General features: G+C 75.8%; 2 protein-coding genes. One reads left to right on the forward strand and one right to left on the reverse strand.

All coding sequences use genetic code 11. The features are described from left to right. On the forward strand, positions 1-300 hold a 300-nt coding region (locus DQW85_RS21795), incomplete at its 5' end, for a TetR-like C-terminal domain-containing protein (RefSeq protein WP_205315299.1). 30 nt (positions 301-330) lie between these two features. Here DQW85_RS21795 and DQW85_RS21800 read toward each other — a convergent pair. Beyond that, a partial coding sequence (locus tag DQW85_RS21800) for a TetR-like C-terminal domain-containing protein (protein ID WP_205315300.1) occupies positions 331-648 on the reverse strand: 318 nt, incomplete at its 5' end.

Below are 648 nucleotides of genomic sequence, written 5' to 3' on the forward strand. Positions count from 1 at the left end.
ACCGTGATGGGCCGCATCGTGGCGGACGCCTGGGCGGCCGGCGCGCTCGTCCCGCCCGACCTCGCCCCGCCCCCCTCGCCGGCCGCCGCGGCCGAGATGGCGAACCTCGCCCCGGTCATGCCCGGTGTGCCCGACGACTTGGCGCTGCGGGGCATGACCGCGTGGACCGCCCTGTACGGCTGGGTCAACTTCGAGGTGTTCGGCCAGTTCGAGAACACGATCCAGGACAGGCGCGCGACCTTCGACCACTCGGTGCGCGTGCTGGCCGGGATGATGGGGTTCGCCGCCGGCCGGCCCTGAGCCCGAGCCACGCAGGAGCAGGCGCCACGCTCAGCCGCGCTGGAGCAGCGGCACGACCACCTCGTCGACGATCTCGACGATGAGCTCGTCGGGGATCGGCGGGCCGGCGAAGAGGAAGTGCTGCCTGAGCAGCGCCTGGCCGACGTCGAGGCGGCGCGGGGTGACGGCGCCCGCCTCGATCTCGCCGCGCTCTACCGCCCGGCGGGCGATCTCCTGCATCATCCGCCTGCCCAGCCCGTGGGAACGCCGCCGGAAGGAGGCCGCCCGCGACTCGTCGGACAGCGCCTCGCCGAGCAGGCCGCGCAGCGCCTCCCCGGCCGGCCCCGCCAGCACCTCGGCCGCGCCGCG

The sequence above is a fragment of the Nonomuraea lactucae genome, from assembly GCF_003313395.1.
In the GTDB taxonomy this organism is placed as follows: Bacteria; Actinomycetota; Actinomycetes; order Streptosporangiales; family Streptosporangiaceae; genus Nonomuraea; species Nonomuraea lactucae.